The organism is Janthinobacterium sp. GW822-FHT07H10, from assembly GCF_058798675.1.
Genome location: NZ_JBXAKS010000019.1, coordinates 55598 through 69197, shown reverse-complemented (window position 1 = coordinate 69197; position 13600 = coordinate 55598). Strand labels below are relative to the sequence as shown.

Annotated in this window: 11 protein-coding genes; 1 reads left to right on the top strand and 10 read right to left on the bottom strand. The window is 62.1% G+C overall.

The annotated features are described in order from the left end of the window. Positions 1-121: 121 nt before the first annotated feature. The 10 genes from AC1RDJ_RS26720 to pstS all read right to left on the bottom strand — a co-directional run bounded on the left by AC1RDJ_RS26720 (position 122) and on the right by pstS (position 11235). Positions 122-1024: an NAD-dependent epimerase/dehydratase family protein gene (locus tag AC1RDJ_RS26720; RefSeq protein ID WP_493029249.1), complete on the bottom strand. Its 903-nt coding sequence runs from the start codon at positions 1022-1024 to the stop codon at positions 122-124. Positions 1025-1117: 93 nt separating this feature from the next. Continuing rightward, on the bottom strand, positions 1118-3064 hold the full coding sequence (locus AC1RDJ_RS26715; protein ID WP_493029248.1) for a UvrD-helicase domain-containing protein: 1947 nt from the start codon (positions 3062-3064) through the stop codon (positions 1118-1120). 33 nt (positions 3065-3097) lie between these two features. Further along, positions 3098-4294, bottom strand: a complete 1197-nt coding sequence (senA, locus tag AC1RDJ_RS26710; RefSeq protein WP_493029247.1) for a selenoneine synthase SenA — start codon at positions 4292-4294, stop codon at positions 3098-3100. An 80-nt stretch (positions 4295-4374) separates the two neighbouring features. Further along, on the bottom strand, positions 4375-5691 hold the full coding sequence (gene phoR, locus AC1RDJ_RS26705; RefSeq protein WP_071324412.1) for a phosphate regulon sensor histidine kinase PhoR: 1317 nt from the start codon (positions 5689-5691) through the stop codon (positions 4375-4377). An 11-nt stretch (positions 5692-5702) separates the two neighbouring features. Beyond that, positions 5703-6392 (bottom strand): response regulator, encoded by a 690-nt coding sequence (locus tag AC1RDJ_RS26700; RefSeq protein WP_034755074.1) that lies wholly within the window; start codon positions 6390-6392, stop codon positions 5703-5705. A gap of 5 nt (positions 6393-6397) precedes the next feature. Continuing rightward, the gene (phoU, locus tag AC1RDJ_RS26695; protein ID WP_070218051.1) at positions 6398-7108 is read right to left on the bottom strand and encodes a phosphate signaling complex protein PhoU; all 711 of its coding nucleotides are present in this window, start codon (positions 7106-7108) and stop codon (positions 6398-6400) included. Positions 7109-7157: 49 nt separating this feature from the next. Then, positions 7158-7940 carry a phosphate ABC transporter ATP-binding protein PstB gene (pstB, locus tag AC1RDJ_RS26690; protein ID WP_010396817.1) on the bottom strand — a complete coding sequence of 261 codons (783 nt, stop codon included), beginning with the start codon at positions 7938-7940 and terminating at the stop codon, positions 7158-7160. 38 nt (positions 7941-7978) lie between these two features. Next, the gene (gene pstA, locus AC1RDJ_RS26685) at positions 7979-8875 is read right to left on the bottom strand and encodes a phosphate ABC transporter permease PstA (protein WP_289889033.1); all 897 of its coding nucleotides are present in this window, start codon (positions 8873-8875) and stop codon (positions 7979-7981) included. Beyond that, positions 8872-9843, bottom strand: coding sequence for a phosphate ABC transporter permease subunit PstC (gene pstC, locus AC1RDJ_RS26680; RefSeq protein WP_083412161.1), 972 nt, complete (start codon positions 9841-9843; stop codon positions 8872-8874). Before pstC ends, pstA begins: the two co-directional genes overlap by 4 nt. A 342-nt stretch (positions 9844-10185) precedes the next feature. Continuing rightward, a complete protein-coding gene (pstS, locus tag AC1RDJ_RS26675) occupies positions 10186-11235 on the bottom strand; it encodes a phosphate ABC transporter substrate-binding protein PstS (protein ID WP_071324415.1) in 1050 nt (349 codons plus the stop codon). 271 nt (positions 11236-11506) lie between these two features. On the opposite strand from pstS, the gene ppk1 reads away from it, so the two are divergent. Continuing rightward, positions 11507-13600 carry a polyphosphate kinase 1 gene (gene ppk1 / locus AC1RDJ_RS26670; RefSeq protein ID WP_493029244.1) on the top strand — a complete coding sequence of 698 codons (2094 nt, stop codon included), beginning with the start codon at positions 11507-11509 and terminating at the stop codon, positions 13598-13600.

The following is a 13600-nucleotide window of genomic DNA, read 5'->3' as shown; positions in this document are numbered from 1 at the left end:
CCAACTTCACGGCAGTGCGTCTCAACCAAGCAAAGTCATCATACTCCCGATCGCGAAAAAACACCGTTCGCTAGCGCACACAGAAGTGGCTTTACTGCGCTGTATCAAACCCTGCCCCCATTCAATGCGGCGGATGGAGCATAGCGCGTTCGATCCAGTCGATCACCGATGGTCCCCGCGGCTGCCAGCCCAACAGCTTGCGCGCCCGTTCGCCACGCACGCGGCTGTTCGAGCCGAGGCCGTACGAGGCCATTTCATAGCCCCACTCGGCGATGGCTTCCGGCAAGGGCCAGTCTTGCGCGGGGCCCAGTTGCAGGGCGCCGGCGATGGCGGCCGTCATGTCGCGGAATGCCGCTTCGCCCGACTCGACAAAGTAAAAGGTGCCGGCCGGCGACTTTTCCAGCGCCAGCAGGTACAGGCTGACGACATCGTCGATATGCACGTTGGACCAGATGTTGCGGCCCGGCCCCACGTGGCGCACGATGCCGCTCTTGCGCGCCTGCTTCAGCAGGCGCGGCAGCTGCACGCTGTCGCGCGGCAAGGCGCCGTGGCCATAGATCAGGGTATTGCACAGCACGCTGGCGCGCACGCCCTGCTGCGCGCTGGCCAGCACCAGCTCGTCGATGGCGACCCTGGCCGCCTTGTCGGCCGTGGGCGCCGGCAGCTTGTCTTCGTAATAAATCTGCTGCGTGCCCTCGCCGCCCGAGGCGTCGCCCACAATGGACGAGCCGCTGGTGTGCAGGAAGGGCTTGTTGGTGCCCGCCAGCGCTTCGATGATGGCTTCCACGGCGCCCCGGTGGTCGCTGCTGGCCGCGTTAACGACGGCGTCGGCCGCGCGCGCCTGCTCGATGATCAGTTCGCGATCATTCAGGGTGCCGACGACGCCCTGCACGCCGATGGTGGCCAGCTCGGCCACCTGCTCCGGCTTGCGCACGAGGCCCGTGACCTGGTGGCCGGCGCGCACGAGGCCCGCCGCGATGGAACTGCCGATGAAACCTGCCGCGCCTGTCAAAAATACCTGCATATTTACTCCCTGTCTGGTTAGATTGCTGTCAATCACACCAACCCAGTATGCCCGCTTTCGTCTTTCGCAAAAAGCGGTCGCGCGGCAAAGGATTTATGACTTTGGCGCAACAATCTTCTGTTTGAGCTGCAGGGCGGCGATGTAGCGGCTCTGGTAGGCGGGGTCTTCCGGCGTCAGCAAGGTGAGCCTGTCGCGCGCGCGCGTGGCAGCCACGTAGAAGCGGTTTTCTTCTTCCAGCGGATCGGTCTTGCTGCGCGGAAACTCATCGACGGCCAAATAAGGCAGGATCACGTGGTTGTACTCGAGGCCCTTGATCTGGTCGATGCAGGCGATCACCAGTTTGGCCTTGCCGCTGGTCACGGCGACGGCGTCCTCCATCTCGCCCAGCCAGCCGGCAAAGCCGCCCAGCGCCACACCCGCTTCGCTGCAGACGGCGATGAAACCGTGCAGCGAACGGGCCACGACGCGCGCCTGGGCCGGGTCGACATAGATGCGCCGCGCCGTCTGTTCCAGCTGCATCAGGCCGAAGATGTGCTGCAGCGCGTCGCCGGCCAGCGCATCGGGAGGCAAGGCGCGCAGGTAATCGACGGCAGCCAGGGTCAGCGCTGCCTTGTCCTGGTTCTGCGACTTGCCCAGCTGGTTGGTCAGGAATCCTTCCAGCAAGTCCGGATAATTGGCCACGTCGGCCTTGGCTTGCTGCAGCTCGCCGCGCGTAAACGGGATTTCCGCGAACGCCACCAGGGCTTCGAGGATCTCGCCGCGGCGCGGGCCGCTCTTGATCGCGTGCAAGTCCTTGCGGGCGATGGCCACCATGCCGCGCAGCATCAGCACTTCCTGGCTCAGCAAATAGCTGTTCATGTCCACCAGTCCATAGGCGATGCCGCTCTGGAACAGCGCCGTTTCCACGCGGATGGCCTGGTCGCGGTCGCGCAGCAAAATGGCCGTCGTACCCGCATGGGCGTGCTCGAGGGCCGCGATCAGCTGCGCGCTGCACGCCTGCGGCAGCGCATGGTCGTACTGCAGCACCTCGATGTGGGTAGCGCGCGACAGGGCCGACACGCTGGCCTTGTTTTTCAGCACGCCGACGGCGTGCGCCAGTTGCGTGCCGTAGCGGTAGGACGCCGTCAGCGGCAAGCGCTGCAAGGCGGGGAATTCCTGCTCGAAGCGCTGGCGCAGGAAGCGGTGATCGGCGCCCGACCACGTATAAATGACCTGGTCCTTGTCGCCGGCGCCGCAGAAAAACGCGTTGCCGCGGCGTATCAGCATGGTCAGCAGGCGGAACGACGCCTCGTTCAAGTCGTGCAATTCATCGGCGACGATGATCTGGAAGGCCGGCAACTGCTGGCGCAGCGGCTCGTCGCCATCGAGCATGCGCACCAGGTCGTAGGTGGCGTCGAACGGCGCGCGGAACTGGATATCGCCCGTGTCGGCGCCGCGCAAGCCTTCGTATTCGCGCAACCACAGATAATGCGTGCGCGACATGCCCAGCAACTCCAGGTTGTCGTCCAGGGAATTGCTCTCGAAGTCGGGATTCTGGAAATCCAGGCGCGCCTTGGTGCGCAGCTGCAATTTGAGGAATTCGGCGATGGCGCCATTCGTCGTATTGATTTCCAGCGGGTAGCGGTGAGCGTATTTCTCCGACACCACCTCCAGCGCTTCCCACGCCACCGGGCGCAGCTCTTCATCGCTGCGCATGAACGCCACCTGCACGTGTTCCAGCTGCAGCAGCACCTTGGCGGCAAATGCATCGAAGGTGTCGATGACGAGGCGCTTGACGACGCCGAGAGGCACGCCCACTTCCAGCAGGCGCTGGCGCAGGGCCACGCGCGCCGCTTCCGTGAAGACCAGGGCCAGCATGCGTTCGGGCGCGCGGCCACGGTGCAGCGCTTCGGCCAGGCGCAGGGCCAGGGTCGTCGTCTTGGCGGCGCCGGCATTGGCGTCGATCAAGACCACTTTCTTTTGCGCCGTCTGGATGGCGACCTGTTCCGGCGTAGGCGTGATGCGTTTGGGAAGGAACTGCGGGGCGTTATCTGTACTCAAGGGTATCCTGAAATAATGTCTGTTCTCGGCGCGCTACCAGGCGCAGGTGCGCAAGCCAGCAAAGATGTCGCCGCGCTCGGGCGCATGGAAGGCGCGCATGCGCGCCGACTGCAGGCGCGGCGGCGTGGCGAACGAGGCGCCGCGCAGCACCTGGTGGCGCATGAAATACGGCGCCGAATATTCGCGCCAGGCATCGGGCGCAAAGCCCGGATACGGCTCGAACGGCGTCGCCGTCCACTCCCACACCTGTCCCCACTGGAAGCGCGGATGGCCGGACAGCGCAGCATACTCCCATTCCGCCTCGGTCGCCAGGCGCCGCCCGGCCCAGGCGCAATACGCTTGCGCCTCGTACAGATTGATGTGGCGCACGGCTTCGTTCGGCGCCAAGGTCACCGGCTGGCCAAAGCGCAGCGTGCGCCACTGCGTGGCGTCGCGCAGCCAGTACAGCGGCGACGAGCGCTCCTGCTGCATCAGCCAGGCGCTGCCGGCCGCGCTCCAGAACTGGCGGTTCTGGTAGCCGCCATCGGAGACAAAATCGGCGAACTGGGCGTTCGACACGGGCACGGCGTCGATGGCGAAGGGCGCTACATAGCACGCGTATGGCGGGCATTCATTGTCGAAGGCGAAGCCGGCGTCGCGGCGCGAACCCAGTTCGATGCTACCACCTGGAAAGGCGATCTCGCCCAGGCCCGCCGGCAAGGCGGGACTGGCCGCCAGGGTCCCGGGCGCTGCCAGGCCCAGCCATTGCAAGCCGGCCAGCAATTGCTCGCCGCACAAGTCTTCATGGGCCAGCGCCAGGCGGTACGGGTACAGGGCGCCGTCGACATTGGCTTCGCGCGACAGTTTATCGAGTACCCGGTCGAGCACTTCGTGGCAATACGTCTTCACGGCGCCCGGGCTGGGCAAGTCCAGCTTCCAGCGCGTGCGCTGCTCGACCATATTGGCGTCGAACAAATCGTCGCCGCGCGTCAGCAGGGAATTGTAGACGGCGTCCGCCGGATGGCTGGAAGCCGCTTCGCGCAGGATGAACCACTCGGCGAACCAGGCGATATGCGCGAGTTGCCACAATGGCGGATTGAGCTGTGGATGGCGGGGCATGCGGTCCACCACGTCCAGTCCGACGGAAACATAACAGTCGAACAGGAACAGGGTGGCTTGGCGCGCGGCGAGCAGCGACTGGGCCAGTTGCTGCGCGCCGGCGTGGCGAAAAGAAGCGTTGATTAAAGTCATGGCCCGATTGTAACGACTTTTGCCAACATCGCACGACTCGCAGGGGAAACGCAGGGGCGCAAGCCCCCTGCTCCCGCCAGCTACTTGACCAGCAATTCGCCCTGCAGCGGCGTGACGACGGACTTCGGCATGCTGACGATGAAACTGCTGCCCTTGTCGGCCACGGACTGGATGGCCAGAGTGCCCCCGTGGCGCAGCAGCACGTGCTTGACGATGGCCAGGCCCAGGCCCGTGCCCTGGGTTTCGCGCGACCGGCTCTTGTCGACGCGGTAGAAACGCTCGGTCAGGCGCGAGATATGCTCGGGACTGATGCCGATGCCCGTATCCTGCGCGATGAATTGCGGTCCCGCCGCGCCATCCTGCCAGCGCAGGGTGATGGTGCCGCCGGCCGGCGTGTAGCGCACGGCGTTCGAGGCCAGGTTGCCGAACGCGCTGTACAGCTCGTCGTAACTGCCCAGCACGTCAGGGCCCTTGCATTCCATCGTGATTTCGTGCTTGCCGGCCGACAAGCCCTTGGCATCGCGCAAGACCTGCTGCATGAGCTTTTTGACGTCGACGGGCTCGGGGCGCAGCGGATAGTCGACCGATTCCAGGCGCGACAGCGTCAACATGTCCTCGATCAGATGCTGCATGCGGTGGCCCTGCTCCGTCATCAGCTTGAGGTGGGCGGCGCGCGTGGTGGCGTCCAGGTCCAGCTCGGCGGAGGCGATTTCCAGGAAGCCGACGATGACGGTCAGCGGCGTGCGCAATTCGTGCGAGGCATTGGCGATGAAGTCGCGGCGCATCATTTCGATGCGTTCCGTCTCCGTCACGTCGTGCGTGACGAGGATCTGGCGGCGGTTTTCAAATGGAATGATCTGCACGATCAGCTTGCGGTTGCGGAAGGTGATCGTCAGCGGCTGGTCGTAACGGCCCAGGATGATGTAATCCATGAACTCGGGGCTGCGGATCAGGTTGGTCACGCGCATGCCCTTGTCGCGCTCGTGCGTGAGGCCCAGGTGCTTCTCGGCGGCAGGGTTGCACCATTCGAGGAACAGCACGTCGTCCATGATGACGACGCCATCGGGCAGCAGGTGCATGGCCTGGCGGAAACGCGCCAGCCATTCCGTCAGCTCGGCCTGGTTTTTCTCATCGTCGCGGCGCATGCGGTACAGGCGCGCGAAGATGCTGGTCCAGGCGCCCCAGCCGTCGGGCAGCTTGGCGCTTTGCGGATTGTCCAGCCAGTTACTCAGCTGGAACAGGTAGGACAGCTGCACGAACACCATCATGGCCATCAGCACGAAGGCGATGCCCAGCGCATACGTGGCGCCAAACAGATACCAGACGACGGCCACGCCCAGCAGCGCCAGCACCATGCGCAAGGCGGCCGGTACCCAGAACAGCAATTTCGGATTCATAGAGGCTAGCTTTATTTTTCAGACAACATGTAGCCGACGCTGCGCACGGTCTTGATCAGGCTTTCCGCCTCTTTCAAGGCTTTGCGCAAGCGCAATACGTGGACATCGACCGTGCGTTCCTCGATCACCACATGGTCGCCCCACACCTTGTCGAGCAGCTGGCTGCGCGAAAACACGCGCTCCGGATGGGCCAGCAGGAATTTCAGCAGCTTGTATTCGGCATGGCCGATATCGATCTTCTGTTCATCCATCATCACGGTGCAGCTGACGGGATCCAGCGCCACGTTGCCGGCGCGCATGGGCGCCTGCGCGTGTTCCGGGCTCTTGCGTCGCAACAGCGCCTTGGCGCGCGCCAGCAGCTCGCGCGGCGAGAACGGCTTGGTGACGTAATCGTCGGCCCCGCTGTTCAGGCCGGCCAGCTTGTCTTCTTCCATGCTCTTGGCGGTGAGCATGATGACGGGGATGGCGGCAAAATTGCGGTCGGCGCGGATGCGCGACAGCAGGCGCAAGCCCGTTTGATCCGGCAGCATCCAGTCCAGCAGGATCAGGTGCGGCGTGCGGTGCTGGATGAATTCCCAGGCATCGGCGACGTTTTGTACAGAACAGCAATTCCAGCCGGATTCGCGCAGCGAATAGGTCACCAGTTCAACGATGGCCGGCTCATCTTCAACAATCAATACCGTGGTTTTATCAGATGCCATAAAGCTTACTCAGGGAGCTCCTCGGAAATGGCGGGAGCAGCCACCTTGGTGTGGCGGATGTCCTTGCCTTCAACCACGTAAATCACGTATTCGGCGATGTTTTTCGCATGGTCGCCGATCCGTTCGATGGCCTTGGCCACCCACAGGGTGTCGAGCGCCGCCGAAATCGTGCGCGGGTCTTCCATCATAAAGGTGATCAAGTTGCGCATGATAGACCGAAACTCATGGTCGATGATGGCATCTTGTGCAATTAATTGTAATGCCTGCTTGCCATCGTTGCGCGCGAACGCGTCCAGCGCATCGTGCAGCATGTCGGTGGCCGTGTTGGCGATGCCGCGTACCATCTCGTAATGGTTGACGACGGCATTGCCGCGCTTGTGCAGATTCTTCGCCACGCGGGCGATTTTTGTCGCCTCGTCGCCTACGCGCTCGAGGTCGGTAATCACCTTGATGGTCGCCATGATGGTGCGCAAGTCGTTGGCGGCCGGCTGGCGGCGCACGATCAGGTGGCTGCAGGCGTCGTCGAGCGACACTTCCAGCTGGTTGACGACGTCGTCTTCGCGCATCACGCGGTCGGCGCGTTCCGGATTACCGATGCGAAAGCACGTCATCGCGTCGAGGAACTGGGTTTCAACGATGCCGCCCATCAGGAGCACTTTCGAGCGGATCGCTTCGAGTTCGTTGTCGTATTGCTTGGATGAATGTTCGCCTATCATGCCGTCTCTCCGTATTCAGTTGTCTTGTATATATGGCTATGCGGGTGGATCAGCCGAAGCGGCCCGTGATGTAATCCTGCGTTTCCTTGCGGGCCGGATTCATGAAGATCTGGTCCGTTTCGCCGAATTCCACCAGTTCGCCCAGGTACATATAGGCCGTGTAGTCGGAGCAACGCGCCGCCTGCTGCATATTGTGGGTCACGATGGCGATCGTGTAATCCTGTTTCAGTTCGCTGATCAGCTCTTCCACTTTCGAGGTCGAGATCGGGTCCAGCGCCGAGGTCGGCTCGTCAAGCAACAGCACGTCCGGCTTCACCGCCACGCCGCGCGCGATGCACAGGCGCTGCTGCTGGCCGCCCGACAGCGACAGGCCGCTCTTCGACAGCTTGTCCTTGACTTCGCCCCACAGCGCGGCCTTCTTCAGGGCCCACTCGACGCGCTCGTCCATCTCGCCTTTCGACAGGTCTTCATACAGGCGCACGCCGAAGGCGATATTGTCGTACACGGACATGGGGAACGGCGTTGGTTTCTGGAACACCATGCCGACCTTGGCGCGCAGCATGTTGACGTCCTGGTCGGCGTCAAGCACGTTGCGGCCGCGGTACAGGATCGAGCCTTCCGCGCGCTGGCCAGGATACAGGTCATACATGCGGTTCAAGGTACGCAGCAAGGTTGATTTACCGCAACCGGACGGGCCGATGAAGGCCGTCACCTTCTTCTCGTGGATATCGAGATTGACGTTATGCAAGCTTTGCGTTTTGCCGTAAAAAAAGTTCAGGCCCGAAATCTCGATGGTTTTCTTCTTTGGTGCCAAGTCTTGGGCTGGATTCATTTGCGTATTCATGTGGGTTCGCTTCGCTCGATATCTGTTTAATTAGGGACTTTTTGGCTGAACACGGTGCGCGACAGGATATTCAGGGCCAGCACGCTGAAGGTGATCAGCAGTGCGCCACCCCAGGCCAGCGAGCGCCAGTTGTCGTACGGGCTCATCGCAAACGAAGCGATGACAGACGGCAAGTTGGCCATCGGCGCATTCATGTTGAAGCTTTGGAACTGGTTATTCAGGGCCGTGAACAGCAGCGGCGCCGTTTCGCCGGCGATGCGGGCCAGGGCCAGCAGCACGCCCGTGATGACGCCAGCCTTGACGGCGCGCAAGCGCACCAGGGTGGCGACCTTCCAGCGCGGCGCGCCCAGGGCAAACGCGGCTTCCAGCAGGCTGTTCGGCACCAGGCGCAGCATATTGTCCGTCGTGCGCACCACCACCGGCACGGCGATCAGCGACAGGGCGATGGCGCCGGCGTAACCCGAGAAATGTTTGACGTGGGCCACGTACAGCGCATACACGAACAGGCCGATGACGATCGATGGCGCCGACAGCATGATGTCCGTCACGAAGCGCGTCACTTGCGCCAGCTTGTTTTCCTCGCCGTATTCGGCCAGGTAGATGCCGGCCAGGATGCCGATCGGCGTGCTGACCACGGTGGCCAGGCCCACCATCAGGGCGCTGCCGACGATGGCGTTGATCAGGCCACCGCCTTCGCTGCCCGGCGCCGGCGTCGTTTGCGTGAACAGGTCGACCGACAGGGCGCCAAAGCCCTTCACCACCAGGGTGAACAGGATCCACACGAGCACGGCCAGGCCCAGGGCCATGGCGGCCACCGACAGGGCGATGCCGATGCGGTGCATCAGCAATCGCTTGCGGTAGACGGGGTTCATGGCCGGCTTGGCCGGAGCGTCGAGGGTGCTAACTTGGCTGAGCTGGCTCATTTCGTGCCTTCCTTGCGGGACATGCCAGCCAGCATCAGCTTGGCGGCGGATAAGACGATAAAGGTGATGACAAACAGGATCAGGGCCAGCGAGAACAGCGACGCCACGTGCAGCTCGGACTGCGCTTCGCCGAATTCATTGGCCAGCAAGGAGGTGATGCTGTTACCGGCGGCAAACAGCGACCACGACAGCTTATTGGCGTTGCCGATGACGAAGGTCACGGCCATGGTTTCGCCCAGCGCGCGGCCCAGGCCCAGCATGACGCCGCCGACGACGCCCGTCTTGGTGTAAGGCAGCACGATCTTGCGCACCACTTCCCAGCGCGTGCAGCCCAGGCCGTAGGCCGATTCCTTCAGCACGGCAGGGACGATCTCGAACACGTCGCGCATCACCGAGGCGATGAAGGGGATGATCATGATGGCCAGCACCAGGCCAGCCGTCAACAGGCCGATGCCCATCATGGGGCCGCTGAACAGGGGGCCGATGATGGGCACGTTGCCCAGGGTGGCTTTCAGGATGGGCTGGACGTGGTCGGCAAACAGGGGCGCAAACACGAACAGGCCCCAGATGCCGTAGATGATCGACGGCACGCCGGCCAGCAGCTCGACGGCCGTGCCCAGCGGGCGGCGCAGCCAGGCCGGGCAGATTTCCGTGAGGAACAGGGCGATGCCGAAGCTGACGGGGAACGCGATCAGCAAGGCGATGACCGACGTCACCAGGGTGCCGATGATGGGGATCAGGGCGCCGTACTGGTCATTGACGGGGTCCCACTCGGCCGAGACGATGAAATGCAGGCCGAAGGTGCGGAAGGCGGGAATCGATTCCATGATCAGCGAAATGATGATGCCCACCAGGACGATCAGCACCGACAGGGCGAACAGCATCGTCACCTTGTGGAACAAAAAATCCTGGATACGCTGCTTGCGCATGGTGGAAAGCATTTGCGCGTGACTGATGGAATCGGTCATGGTGCCGCCTGGCATGGGGATCGTGGAGGAGGTAGATTGTGCGCTCATATTGTGCCAGATGTGGGTGGTACTGCCGGTCTTGCTGTTTTAATACGCCTGTCAAAACCTGCTGCGCGTCGTCGGTCTCGGCCTGCGATGCTCGCCGTACCTTCGTACAGTGGCGCTTCTCGACCGCAACTCCCTTCCGCTCACTACGGTTTTGCCAGGTGTCGTTGCTTTTATTCTCTGTATTCTTTTAGCCGGGACCGTCTGCAAGGGCTTGCGGGCGGTCCTGGCTAACTCCCTGTCCCGCCGTGCTGCTGGCGGGACAAGGATCGGTACTTATATGCTCAAGCTAGCGGATCAGTAGATCGACTTGCCCGATGCGTCTTTCAGGTTGGCTTTCCACGATTCCTGCACCAGCTTGATGACCGATGCCGGCATCGGCACGTAGTCCAGTTCAACGGCAGCAGGACCGCCATTTTTGTAGGCCCAGTCGAAGAATTTCAGCACTTCTTTTGCCTTGGCTGCGTCAGCCTGGACTTTGTGCATCAGGATGAACGACACGCCCGTGATCGGCCAGCTGTTCTTGCCAGCCTGGTCGGTCAACACCACGCCGAAGCCTGGGGTTTGCGTCCATGGTGCGGAAGCGGCAGCGGCTTTGAAGTTCTCGTCGTCCGGTTGCAGGAAGTTGCCGTCCTTGTTTTGCAGCTGGGTGTGCGACATCTTGTTTTTCTTGGCGTAAGCCCACTCGACGTAGCCGATCGAACCCTTGATACGCTGCACGTTGGCGGCGACGCCTTCGTTACCCTTGCCGCCTACGCCCACGGCCCACTTCACAGCCGAGCCAGCACCGATTTTCGATTTGAATTCCGGGTTGGTTTTCGACAGGAAGTCGGTGAACAGGAACGAGGTGCCCGAACCGTCGGCGCGGTGCACCACGGTGATTTCCGTATCCGGCAGCTTGACGCCCGTGTTCAGTGCGGCGATCTCGGGAGCGCTCCACTTGGTGATCTTGCCCAGGTAGATGTCGCCAACGACTTTGCCCGTCATTTTCAGCTGGCCTGGGGTCACGCCGTCCAGGTTGACGATGGTGACCACGCCGCCCATGATGGCCGGGAATTGCATCAGACCCGCTTCTTCCAGCTCTTCCGCCTTCAAAGGCATGTCGGATGCGCCGAATTCAACAGTCTTGGCCTTGATTTGCTTGATGCCGGCGCCGGAGCCGACGGACTGGTAGTTCAGGCCGTTGCCGGTGTTGGCTTTGTAGGTCTCAGCCCATTTGGCGTAGATCGGGTACGGGAAGGTTGCACCAGCACCTGTCATATCTGCCGCCATGACGGAAGCGGAAGAAAATGCCATCGCTGCCGAAGCACCCACGACGATAAATTTGAACATTTGCTTCATTTGCATATCAAGTCCTCAGGGTTGTTAGGGCTCAAAGTCCCGGTTGAATGCTGCGCAGTCTAGCAAGCGAATATGACAGCTTTATGACATGCGTCAGATTTCTTGAAATATTTGCCTACGCCCGGGAAATCGCCGTTTTGACGGCCGAAAATGACATCCGCCTCCATGCTTTATGACAGAATATGTCACGGCTACGTCATATTTCATGATTACACTCATTGCGCGTCATACAAGCAAAAATACCGCTAGAATTAATCATCTGCAAAGACAAAAGAATATGAAACCTGAACTGCACATGGAAGTGACCAAATCGGGCATCCTGCTTGACCGCGAGCTGTCGCAACTGACTTTCAACCGGCGCGTGATGGCCCAGGCGGAAGACCCGAACATTCCCCTGCTCGAGCGCCTGCGCTACCTGTGCATCGTCAGCAGCAACATGGATGAGTTCTTCGAGGTGCGCGTGGCCAGCCTGCTGGCGGCCGGCAGCATCGGCGGTTCGCTGGCCGGCCACCCTGCCCTGGCGGCCAACCTGGAGCGCATCGGCAAGGAATGCCATGCGCTGGTGGAACGCCAGTACGAGATATTAAATAGCGACGTCTTGCCGGCCCTGCGCGAAGCGGGCGTGCATTTGCTGCGCGACAGCGACCGCAACGAGGCGCAGCGCGCGTGGGTAAAGCAATACTTCGACCGCGAAGTGCGGCCCCTGCTGACGCCGATCGGCCTCGACCCGGCCCACCCGTTCCCGCAAGTGGTCAACAAGAGTCTCAATTTCATCGTGTCGCTGAGCGGCAAGGATGCATTCGGCCGCGGCACGGCCATCGCCATCGTCAAGGCGCCCCGTGTCTTGCCGCGCGTCATCAAGCTGCCGGACGAGATTTCCGGCGACGGCGTGTCCTTCTGTTTATTGTCGTCCGTCATCCATGCCCACATTTCCGACCTGTTCGCCGGGCGCGAAGTGATTGCCTATTCGCAGTTCCGCGTCACGCGCGACAGCGACCTGTGGGTCGACGAAGATGAAGTCAAGAACCTGCGCCAGGCCCTGAAAGGCGAACTCGTGGGCCGCCAGTTCGGCACCTCGGTGCGCCTGGAAGTGGCACGCAACTGTCCACCGGAATTGTCACAGTTCCTGCTCGACCAGTTCAACCTGGATCAAAGCCGCCTGTACCGCGTCAACGGCCCCGTCAACCTGGTGCGCCTGTCGGAGATGATCGACCACGTCAAGCAGCCCGCGCTGCGTTTCCCGCCGTTCTTCCCCGGCCTCGCGCACAAAGCCATCGGCAACGACATCTTTGCCGCGCTGAACAAGCACGACATCCTGCTGCACCACCCCTACCAGTCGTTCCAGACGGTCATCGACTTCATCCGCAGCGCCGCCTACGATCCATCCGTCGTTGCCATCAAGCAAACCATCTATCGCACGGGCATGAACTCGGACTTGATGGAGTCTTTGATCACGGCGGCGAAGATGGGCAAGGAAGTGACCGTCATCGTGGAACTGATGGCGCGCTTCGACGAGGAAGCCAATATCAACTGGGCCGACAAGCTCGAGCAGGCTGGCGCGCAAGTGGTGTACGGCGTCGTCGGCCTGAAAACCCACGCCAAGGTGGCGCTCGTCATCCGTCGCGAAGAAGGCGCGCTGCGCTTCTATGCGCATTTGGGCACCGGCAACTACCACCCCACCACCACCAAGCTGTACACGGACTTCGGCTTGCTGACGGCGAACCAGGACCTGGCCGTGGAAGTGAATGAAGTCTTCATCCACCTGACCAGCCTGACCAAGCCGCACAACCTGAACCACCTGTGGCTGGCGCCGTTCGGCCTGCAAAGCGAGATCATCAAGGCTATCCGCAACGAGGCGAAGATCGCCCGCTCGGGCCGGCGCGGCCGCATCATCGTCAAGGTCAACGCGCTGGTCGACGAATCCGTGATCCGCGCCCTGTATGCGGCCTCGACCGATGGCGTGAAGATCGACCTGATCGTGCGCGGCGCCTGCACCCTGAAGCCGGGCGTGCCTGGGCTGTCGGAAAACATCAAGGTGCGCTCCGTGATCGGGCGTTTCCTCGAGCATAGCCGCATTTATTACTTCCGCAATGACCTGGCGCACGATGTTTACCTGGCCAGCGCGGACTGGATGAGCCGCAACCTGTTCCGCCGCGTGGAAGTGGCCTTCCCGATACTCGACCGGGCGCTGAAGCGGCGCGTGATCGCCGAGGGCCTGAATCCGTATTTGAAGGATAATACGAATGCATGGGAACTGGAGCCGACGGGCCACTATGCGCGCCGCAAGCCGCGCGGCAAGCAAAGCCCGTTCAGCGCCCAGCAATACCTGATGCAGACACTGGGCACGCCGGGCGCGGAGGTCGGCGAATAA

What these genes read in the sequence shown, in the direction of transcription:
- senA (WP_493029247.1), bottom strand. Translation starts at nt 4,294, where the DNA reads ATGACTTTAATCAACGCTTCTTTTCGCCACGCCGGCGCGCAGCAACTG.
- pstS (WP_071324415.1), bottom strand. Translation starts at nt 11,235, where the DNA reads ATGCAAATGAAGCAAATGTTCAAATTTATCGTCGTGGGTGCTTCGGCA.
- pstA (WP_289889033.1), bottom strand. Translation starts at nt 8,875, where the DNA reads ATGAGCCAGCTCAGCCAAGTTAGCACCCTCGACGCTCCGGCCAAGCCG.
- ppk1 (WP_493029244.1), top strand. Translation starts at nt 11,507, where the DNA reads ATGAAACCTGAACTGCACATGGAAGTGACCAAATCGGGCATCCTGCTT.
- phoU (WP_070218051.1), bottom strand. Translation starts at nt 7,108, where the DNA reads ATGATAGGCGAACATTCATCCAAGCAATACGACAACGAACTCGAAGCG.
- phoR (WP_071324412.1), bottom strand. Translation starts at nt 5,691, where the DNA reads ATGAATCCGAAATTGCTGTTCTGGGTACCGGCCGCCTTGCGCATGGTG.
- AC1RDJ_RS26700 (WP_034755074.1), bottom strand. Translation starts at nt 6,392, where the DNA reads ATGGCATCTGATAAAACCACGGTATTGATTGTTGAAGATGAGCCGGCC.
- AC1RDJ_RS26720 (WP_493029249.1), bottom strand. Translation starts at nt 1,024, where the DNA reads ATGCAGGTATTTTTGACAGGCGCGGCAGGTTTCATCGGCAGTTCCATC.
- pstC (WP_083412161.1), bottom strand. Translation starts at nt 9,843, where the DNA reads ATGACCGATTCCATCAGTCACGCGCAAATGCTTTCCACCATGCGCAAG.
- pstB (WP_010396817.1), bottom strand. Translation starts at nt 7,940, where the DNA reads ATGAATCCAGCCCAAGACTTGGCACCAAAGAAGAAAACCATCGAGATT.